7 protein-coding genes are annotated in these 9209 nt (G+C 41.9%); 1 reads left to right on the forward strand and 6 read right to left on the reverse strand.

The features are described 5' to 3' along the window. Nucleotides 1-240: 240 nt before the first annotated feature. The 3 genes from aroF to rpsO all read right to left on the reverse strand — a co-directional run bounded on the left by aroF (nucleotide 241) and on the right by rpsO (nucleotide 2323). Nucleotides 241-1299, reverse strand: a complete 1059-nt coding sequence (aroF, locus tag LC653_RS42950; RefSeq protein WP_229501367.1) for a 3-deoxy-7-phosphoheptulonate synthase — start codon at nucleotides 1297-1299, stop codon at nucleotides 241-243. A gap of 271 nt (nucleotides 1300-1570) precedes the next feature. Beyond that, nucleotides 1571-2041: a PAM68 family protein gene (locus tag LC653_RS42955; RefSeq protein ID WP_229501368.1), complete on the reverse strand. Its 471-nt coding sequence runs from the start codon at nucleotides 2039-2041 to the stop codon at nucleotides 1571-1573. 12 nt (nucleotides 2042-2053) lie between these two features. Further along, the gene (gene rpsO / locus LC653_RS42960) at nucleotides 2054-2323 is read right to left on the reverse strand and encodes a 30S ribosomal protein S15 (RefSeq protein WP_041565894.1); all 270 of its coding nucleotides are present in this window, start codon (nucleotides 2321-2323) and stop codon (nucleotides 2054-2056) included. Nucleotides 2324-2393: 70 nt separating this feature from the next. Between rpsO and LC653_RS42965 the strand changes: the two genes are divergently transcribed. Beyond that, nucleotides 2394-2711 (forward strand): hypothetical protein, encoded by a 318-nt coding sequence (locus tag LC653_RS42965; RefSeq protein WP_229501369.1) that lies wholly within the window; start codon nucleotides 2394-2396, stop codon nucleotides 2709-2711. 160 nt (nucleotides 2712-2871) lie between these two features. Here LC653_RS42965 and LC653_RS42970 read toward each other — a convergent pair whose 3' ends face one another. From LC653_RS42970 to glyQ, 3 genes are all read right to left on the reverse strand, one after another. Continuing rightward, on the reverse strand, nucleotides 2872-4536 hold the full coding sequence (locus LC653_RS42970) for an alpha-amylase family glycosyl hydrolase (protein ID WP_229501370.1): 1665 nt from the start codon (nucleotides 4534-4536) through the stop codon (nucleotides 2872-2874). Between the two features lie 634 nt (nucleotides 4537-5170). Further along, nucleotides 5171-7525, reverse strand: coding sequence for a ComEC/Rec2 family competence protein (locus tag LC653_RS42975; RefSeq protein WP_229501371.1), 2355 nt, complete (start codon nucleotides 7523-7525; stop codon nucleotides 5171-5173). A 590-nt stretch (nucleotides 7526-8115) separates the two neighbouring features. Continuing rightward, a complete protein-coding gene (glyQ, locus tag LC653_RS42980; protein WP_229501372.1) occupies nucleotides 8116-9015 on the reverse strand; it encodes a glycine--tRNA ligase subunit alpha in 900 nt (299 codons plus the stop codon). Nucleotides 9016-9209 lie beyond the last annotated feature (194 nt).

Genomic DNA, 9209 nt, shown 5'->3' on the forward strand with positions numbered 1-9209 from the left:
GATTGAGCGATGCTGGTCTTGGCTCAAAAGTCGCATTCGCAAGCAACTTGACCAATATGAGTGTCTACGGGATGCAATGGAGTATATCTTACATCTAGCGTCCTAACCGATGTGGCGGTTGCTATAATATCAGCTTCTGACTAAATTAAAGAAAACAAAGAAAGCTCAAAATAAAGCCGTCCTGTCATTAGTAGGACGGCTTTATTTTATTTATGCCTAGCAAGAAGTTGCAACTCAATTTTAAGCTAGAGCTACTGCTGGTTGCTGCCAGCGTCCCACCGCCTTCCCAATCACTGCTAATTCTTGCATCAAGTTATCGAAACGGTCTGGTGTGAGAGATTGGGGCCCGTCGGATAAGGCTTTGGCAGGGTTGGGGTGAACCTCTATCATCAGGGAATCTGTGCCAGCTGCGATCGCAGCCATTGCCATTGAAGGCACAAACTCAGACCAACCTACGCCGTGGCTGGGGTCAATCATAATTGGCAGGTGAGTCAGCTTTCGCAACACAGGCACTACTGATAAATCCAGCGTATTTCGCGTATACTGACGGTCAAAGGTGCGTATTCCCCGTTCACACAAAATTACATTGGGATTGCCAGATGCCAGAATATACTCGGCAGCCATCAACCAATCTTCAATAGTAGCCGCCATTCCCCGCTTCAACAGAATTGGTTTCGGCTGCGCTCCCACTTTTTTGAGCAAGGAGAAATTCTGCATATTCCTGGCCCCCACCTGGATTACATCAGCAATTTCGGCAATTTTATCCAGGTCAGCAGCATCCATCACTTCTGTAATAATACCTAGTCCGCTGACTTCCCGTGCCCTCGCCAACAAATCCAAAGCACTCTCGCCGTGTCCTTGGAAAGCGTAAGGTGAAGTCCGAGGTTTGTATGCGCCGCCACGCAAAAATGTAGCTCCAGCCGTCTTGACGCGCCGTGCTGTCTCCACAATCATTTCTTCATTTTCTACGGAGCAAGGGCCGGCAACGATTACCAAAGGCTGGTGTTCACCAAATACCACCGCTCCATTAGGAGTATTAACCACCACTTCCGAAGCTTCGCCGTGGCGGTACTGGCGGCTGGCTCGTTTGTAAGGCTGCTCTACCCGCAACACCTGCTCAATCCAAGGGCTAAGTTCCTGAATTTGTAGTGGATCTAAGCTGGCGGTTTCACCTACTAGACCAATAACTACTTTGTGTTGACCAACAATTTTTTCTGGAGTTAGCCCCCAGCTAGTTAGTTCCTCATCAATGCGGTTTATTTCCGCCTCTGGGGAACCACTTTTCATTACTATAATCATGTGAAAGTTCCTGATTATTAATTGAGTAAAATTGTCTGTAAATGGACTAGCTTTATTGTTGCTTATTAGCCTAATTACAAAGAGTTAAAAATAAAATTTATTTACAAAATATAGCGCCCAGTCAGTAATTTTACTGCTAAATAACTAGATATAGGGTATAAAAAGATAACATAACTTTAATTAGCAATGTTGAAGTTATAAAATTTCAACTTCAACATTCACTTCTTCATCTACCCAATACCGCAGTTATCTAATACCTGAGCGCCGATCATTATGAGTTTTTTTGGCGAGTTTCGCGCCAAACTGCCACCATTCGTCCCCAATTGGTGTTGAACTCACCCAAACCCAGCAAACTTCCGACTCTTTCTTCATCCCAAGAGGCAGAAAGAACGCCATAAGTTATCCCTAAAACCCCCAAACCAAATAATCCCATGTTCACCAATAACACGGCGATGGGAGGTAGTTGGATCTTAGAGTAGATAGCAAGCAGATAGCTAACAACTAGGACGCTAATGCCCAAAGCTGTTGGTACACCACAGAACCCAGCTACCCGGCGGATCATCCTCTGGCTGACTACTTGGGGAATAGCCATCTCTTGTTTGGTGTAAGACCGTTTTCTATCAGCCTGTTTGCCAGATTCTTGTGGCTGTGCTGCTGGTTTACTTTGAGTTTTTGCGAGTTTTTGGCGCTTTTTGTTTGGTTCAAAGGGCAAGCGACTACGTTCAGATTCTTCAGCAGACATAAGCGGTAATCCCTATCCACGAATACCGAGACGAGCGATCAAAGCTTGATACTTTTCCCGACTTTCTTGTGATATATAGGCTAGAAGACGCTTGCGCTGACCAATTAGCTTTAACAGTCCCCGCCGGGAAGAATGGTCTTTTTTATTTGCCTGGAGATGTTCGCTGAGGCGGTTAATGCGCTCAGTTAGCATGGCAACTTGGACATCGGCCGACCCAGTGTCGGTTTCGTGAACTTGGTAGTTGGAAATTATTTCTTGTTTCCGCAGTTGCGTCAGAGCCATGATCGATTCAATTTCTAGTTTTTCTAAATGTATGTAGCAGTCTCTCATAATATCACAGCCATCAAGCTGGATGTGGAATCATCTTGGCTCCTATGTCTTGCACTATAGGAGACTAAGTAAATCAGGAGCCAGACTCCAGTATCCTCTTAACATTGGTACAGCGATAGATTTACACGGCTTTCAACTCCATGAAGCCATGCCATTGCTGAAGGGATTAGAGGAAGTTATAACTCAACCTGAAGCAGTACTTCAAGAAATTATTTACTGGACAGAGGGACAACCATTTCTTACCCAAAAACTCTGTCAGTTAATTGTCTATACAGCTTTAAAAACATCTAATAGAAAAATTGGCGTCGCTGATTCCATGTATGAAAATGATTTTGCATAATACCAAAATCCTTGTAGAGACGTAGCACTGCTACGTCTCTACATCCGGATTCATACTTCAATTCAGCAACGCCGAAAAATAATTATGGTTTGTATTGGGGCTAAAGCGCAAACAACGAACAATCCTTACCTATTAATCATTTCTTCACAGACTACAACTGCTAAACAAATATCTTGGCTGTATAGCTTGGCAAATCAGTAACTAAACCATCTTCTCTAGCTTCAACTTCACGATTATCGAAGCAATCTTGCCAACACTCAACAGTTGGGAAGTTTGGAATTTGATATCTAGTTAGATTCTGGTCGGAGAAATTTACCACGACAACCACACGAGAATTCTGCTCATTCCATCGGGTATAAGCCAGCAGTTTATCATCGGGATTTTCGTGGAAAAACTCGATATTGTCACTTTGCAAGGCTAGATTTTGCTTGCGTAGAGCAATGAGTTTTTGATAATACTCAAATAAATTATGATTCTGGTCGCCTGACAACAAAGACCAATTGATTTTCTGTGGCTTAGTTACATCTTCGCTTTTTTGCTGATATTCGCCAAACTCTTCTCCCATCCACAGCATTGGTATACCCAGCGCTGTCATTAAGAGAACGGCTGCTAACTTCGCTCGCTTAAATGCCTCCGTGTCAAAGATACCGCGATCGCCTAATTCTCGCAATAGACGTTCGCGATCGTGGGTTGCCAAATAATTTATCACATTGGTAGCAGTTGCATAACCCTGCCGCTTGGGATCTAAAATTTGTTTTAGTTGTTCTAATTCAAATGTTTCTCCACAAATATATGGAACTATAAAGTATCGAAAACTTTCATGCCAGCAAGCATCTAATGGCCCATCTGGACTGACTACAGTGTTTGTATCGGGAATATGTTCAGCAATATTGTAAAACTGCTTGGATGCAGCATGGTTTTTTCCTTGCTTCGCTAGCCAGTCTAAAAATTCAAAGTTAGCCAATTGGCGCACTGCATCAAAGCGAATTCCATCAATGTGATACTCCTGAATCCAAAATTGCACTACATCCCCGACGTATTTCCATGCAGGTTTAACATCTAATTTTTCATCATAATTATCATAGTTAAACTCTGGCCCCCAGTAATTATCTGGATCTTCGGGATAATGCATGTGTTCGTAATACCAGTAATTTCGGTCAATTAGCATTAACGGGCATTCTTCATCTGTGTGGTTATAAATTCCATCCATAAAAACGCGAATGCCTCTAGCATGACACTGATCTATTAATCGCTTTAAATCTTCTGTTGAACCGTAACTAGATTCTGTAGCAAAGAAGTGGCGCACTTTATAGCCCCAGTTATAGTTACCAGGGTACTCATTAACTGGCATTAATTCAATTGCATTAACTCCCAATTCAACCAGATAATCTAACTTGGCAATTATCCCTAAATATGTGCCTCGTTTATCAAACCCAACTTCATCACCAGAAAAATCTGCAACGTGCATTTCATATATGACTAATTCACGATTCTCAGGCAATGGTTTTTCGTCGTGTTGCCAAACGTAAGTATCAATAATTCGTTGCCCATCTTTAATCCGCACTATGCTGTACTTTTCTGTTTCATTCACATCTGTTGCTTTAGGGTCAATAACGTCTACCCATTCATCAAGTGCAAAATTCGGGCTTTTGCTTTGAACGCGAAATTTATATTGATAAATTCCATCTTCCAGTTTTACTTGAGCGCGGAAATAACCATCTTCACTTTTTACCATTGGGATTTCTTTCCACTCAGAAAAAGACCCAATTAAAGCTGCTCCTTCATTACGAGGAGCAAACAACGTAAATTCAATTAAACTTCCCATTTTCTATATCTTCCTGTGGTAATCCGTGTCAGCACGTATGAAAATACAAAAATTAAGTAAGTGGGCAAGAATAAATCAAACTATTAGGACTTACGCACGGGTAACGGAAAACGAACCACAGAGGGCGCAGAGAAGCCAGTGCGCCCTTGCGGTTCCCCGACTTGAAGCAACTGGCGCGTCACGGAGGAATGATAGTTTGAGAGGGTTTTTGCGTAAGTCCTAACTATGTTACGCAATGTAAAAGTAACTAGATTGTCTCCTAGTAAGAGTTTCAGCCATTACTACAAACCTTGAATTCTTCATAACCACTTACTTACACCAAGCATAGGGTTAGCACCTGCTCAGTAAATAGACCTTTCTTAGACCTTTTGAGAGGTTACTTGCTTGCGAATGGCTATACATCTATCTTTAGTTAGTTTTGCTTAAAAATAAATATCATGTTTTTAAATTTACAAATAAAGGCAGAGGGCAGAAGGAAAGAAGTATTAATAAAAACTTTAGTTCGGGGTCTAGAGCCACGTTTAAAAAAGAATTGTATCAAGCGGAAAGTGCCGCGAGATATAAAGCGTCTAAGATCAATCCCAGGTTTTTAAACGTGGGTTCCGTTCTGCCTTCTGAATTGGTTTTGAGTTTTTTATAAGACAGAAGACTTATTCTCTGTTGCTTCAATAAACGCCTCAAACTGACCATTAGGTGTCCATTGAATAGCCCCATCTCGTCCTGTAAAAAATAATTTTGTTTGGCTTTGGTTGAGTTCCGATAACGCTTTTAGATCCAAGTTGGCAGAAGAAGCGATCGCTACTTGTGGTTGCAGAGCAATCACTAAATCTTTTAATGACTGAGGGGCACACCATAACACTTGTGGACGAGGTAAACTCCCACTCTTAACTAGTTGCTGTACCTCTTTAGATTTGATATTACCTACTAATAACCAATTCTGATCTAAAATTTGCAATTGTAAAATAGGTAATTGATCGTTGATTAATTGCACCACTATTGAACCCGTTTTCACAGCTTGACCAACTGCTAACGGTTGGTAAGATCCTTGATGCTTTTGTAGTTCTTGTTGAATTGCCTGAGTTGCAATTGAATTTTCTGGCTTGGGGGAATATTCATAAAAATTTTTGATTGGTAAACGTTGCAGTAATTCCAACCAAGCATTACTTTCATTGCCTTGGAAATCAGTTGCGATCGCCCAATTGATTTGATTTACACCTTGCTGCTGTAAAAACGGTAGAATTGTGAAACGTCCTGTCCCTTCATCGCCACTATTAATTACAGTTACTGTCCCTCTATCTTGGACAACTATAATTGGTTCCGTACCAGATTCTAATACTGTTATTCTAAATAATGTATTTGTGGAATGCCAAAGGGGAATGAATACTAAACCAATCGCAATCACATTAGCAAACCACCACCGCCTCTGCCACCAAGGGACTAACCAAACCAATATAATCAGTACATAAATCGTCAGAAGCTGCCAAGTAGATATGCTGCCTACAGCAACAGAATTTCCTGGCAGCTTGCTAAAAAATTCCACTAGTTTAATTAGCCAATCAGTAGGGTAATGCAACACCGCAGCTAAAAAGCTTCCTGCCTGAGTCCAAATTAAACCCACTAAGGCACTGATGATTCCACCTATACTAATGATCGAAATTAATGGAGTACTAATAACATTCAGCAACAAACTATAAGATGGTACAACCCCAAAGACAAAAAGTTGCACAGGTAAAGTCCAAATAGTGGCAGCTAGGGGAACGGCAATCAAAGCAGCGATCGCAGGCGGTAGCCATCCTAGTCGATTGACTAATGCGGGTACTGTTACAACTAATCCCAATGTTGCTAAAAAACTCAATTGAAAGCCTAAATCCCAAATCCATAGAGGATTAAACACTAACAATAGAGTTGCTGCTAATAGTAATGAGCCGAACTGTTTTACTTTTCTTTTTAATAGCAAACCAACTAATGCCGCAAAACCCATAATTACGGCTCTGAGAACCGCAGGTTGAAAACCTGTTAAACTCAGAAAAATGATTAAAGCCAAAAAGCCAAGGGTAAATTGCGTTCCTTTTCTTGCCCGCCTCGTTAATTGTAAGATCACACTTAAAATCAAAGAAGTTTGGAACCCGGAAGCTGCTAAAGCATGAGCTAATCCAGCTTGTACAAATAAGTCGCGGATATCGTAGGGTAAATCAACAGCTTTGCTTCCCAACACCATTGCACTGACAAGAGGCCCTTCAGGGATACCCAACCAACGAACTTGCGATCGCACAATTCGCTCCCGAATTTGCCACCATCCCCATTTACGTTCCTGCTCTAAAACATTTATTTGTCGCCCAATCAAACCAGCAAAGGTTCCTTCCTGCTTGAGAAACTTCTGAAAATCGAAACTACCAGGATTTGAAGCCGCCTTTGGTTTGTACAAAATCCCAGTCACAGCAATTTGTTGACTAGGGTATAACCCAGTCGCCTGAAGTATAGGCACCGTCACATACAATTTACCTGTAACCCCTTTTGGCACACCTGCTGAACCTTTGTCATTTTTGACTTCATCTAACTGAGTCGCTTCCAGCCAAAATTGTCCACGCTGACTGCGAGTCAAGCGGGGATTACTCGCCACTTCGCCACGAACAATTACAAGTTGTTCTTGATTACTGCTATTTCCAGGCGGAACGAACTGACTAATATCTTTTGCACCTGGTTGCGGCACTCGCCATTGAAAATATAGAGTTGCCAATAATCCTACCAAGCCAGCAGCTATCCATATTCGAGGATGGGGAGTAGTTTGCCAAGTGTTAGGCACTGCCTTATTTTTGCTTCCAGCATTTTCTGTTTTCTGAGCAAGTTGCCGTGAAGTAGTGCGTCTTCTAAAAAGAATTGCTCCCACTATCCCCAGAACCAAAATCCACACACCACCCCCAGGAACTGCTGTAAACAGCAACCCAAAAATGTAGCCAAGACAAATAATTACACCACTGGTTTGAATCATAAGATTTTTTGTAAAAACACCTGACAACCCGAATTTGCAGCTGACTTAAAAATAGCTAGGGCAGCAATAGAGAAAAATCGGCATTGCTGAATTTGGCTATGAAATCAAAAATAAAATATTCCAAACTCTTATTATCTGCGCTTGGAGCGCCTATGCGTGAGTTTTTCATCTCTTTAATCAGCAACAGCGAAAAATTTTTATCCTTGTGGTGAAATATAGTCCATCAAGTTTATACAAAAAAAGCCCGCACAGGCGGGCCTTATCCTTGTAGCTTTAATGTTCTAGACTCAATATTTAACCGTATTTTTGTCTTTTAGCAAAAGCCGCATCATAAAGATATACCTAGCTTAAACCTCAGCACAGCATGGATAAACAGAAAACAAAGTTGTAGCGAATTAAATTTGGTAAGACTCTGCGTTTAAAAACGTTACGATTTTACACAAAGCTGTACTTAGGACAAAATTTTGCAAGTTCGTAGCGAAGTCTCTAAAAAAACTCTGCGTACCTCTGCGCTTTCCTCAGCATTCCTCTGCGTTTAAAAACCTCACGATTTTACACAAAGCTGTACTTACTTCGAGTAGCCGCACCCTTTAGGATATTGGGTTTCCTGTTGAACTGACAGTATCTTTAAGCAACGGAAAACCCAACTTCTCTCTTTGCTCAACATATAAATGAGCTACCTTCCTAGCCAAATGCCGAATCCTGGCAATATAGCGAGTTCTCTCCGTCACCGAAATTACACCTCTAGCATCCAGCAGATTGAACGTGTGCGAACACTTCATTACATAATCTAAGCTAGGCAAGACCAATCCTCGCTCCGTCAATTGGGTAGCCTCCTGCTCATATAAATTAAATAGTGTCAGTAGCAACTCAGGATTTGAAGCTTCAAAGTTGTATGTACACTGCTCAATCTCACTTTGTAGGAAAACATCTCCATAAGTAATGTTGTCTGTCCACTGGATCTTTGTAAATGCTTCTACTTGCTGGAGATACATTGTCAGCCGCTCTAATCCGTATGTAATCTCAATCGATACCGGACGGCAGTCTATTCCTCCACACTGTTGGAAGTAGGTAAATTGAGTAACTTCCATGCCATCTAACCATACTTCCCAGCCAGTGCCCCAAGCTCCCACCGTCGCATCTTCCCAGTTATCCTCTACAAATCGAATATCGTGGTCTTCAGGACGAATACCTAAAGCCCTCAAGGAATCAAGATATATTTCTTGAATATTATCTGGCGATGGCTTAATCAGAACTTGATACTGATAATAGTGCTGGAAGCGGTTGGGATTTTCGCCATAGCGTCCATCTGTAGGGCGACGACAAGGTTCAACGTAGGCAACAGCCCACGGTTCCGGCCCCAATGCTCTTAAAAATGTCTGGGGATTTTTAGTACCTGCCCCCTTCTCAATATCGTAGGGCTGGGCTATGAGACAACCGCGATCGCCCCAGAACTGATGCAATAAAGCTATAACCGACTGAAAATTCACGCTTCCCCCTTCTTTGGTCAGCACAGTGCATAAACCATTGTTGCCTAGAACCAGGCACTGTGGGGAGTTTCATAGGGAATCAAAAGCCGTCCCAAAAATATTATTGGAAAAATAGTTGACACAATGAGGGAGGTTCGTTATATTGAATAAGTGCCTGAAGCGGAAAGCGAAATCGCGACGCCAAAAGGAACACC

The sequence above is a fragment of the Nostoc mirabile CHAB5784 genome (genome assembly GCF_020829645.1).
In the GTDB taxonomy this organism is placed as follows: Bacteria; Cyanobacteriota; Cyanobacteriia; order Cyanobacteriales; family Nostocaceae; genus Nostoc; species Nostoc mirabile.

Excerpts from the sequence above, each read along its gene's own strand:
- LC653_RS42970 (WP_229501370.1), bottom strand. The coding sequence starts at position 4,536 with ATGGGAAGTTTAATTGAATTTACGTTGTTTGCTCCTCGTAATGAAGGA.
- LC653_RS42955 (WP_229501368.1), bottom strand. The coding sequence starts at position 2,041 with ATGTCTGCTGAAGAATCTGAACGTAGTCGCTTGCCCTTTGAACCAAAC.
- aroF (WP_229501367.1), bottom strand. The coding sequence starts at position 1,299 with ATGATTATAGTAATGAAAAGTGGTTCCCCAGAGGCGGAAATAAACCGC.
- LC653_RS42965 (WP_229501369.1), top strand. The coding sequence starts at position 2,394 with ATGTGGAATCATCTTGGCTCCTATGTCTTGCACTATAGGAGACTAAGT.
- rpsO (WP_041565894.1), bottom strand. The coding sequence starts at position 2,323 with ATGGCTCTGACGCAACTGCGGAAACAAGAAATAATTTCCAACTACCAA.
- LC653_RS42975 (WP_229501371.1), bottom strand. The coding sequence starts at position 7,525 with ATGATTCAAACCAGTGGTGTAATTATTTGTCTTGGCTACATTTTTGGG.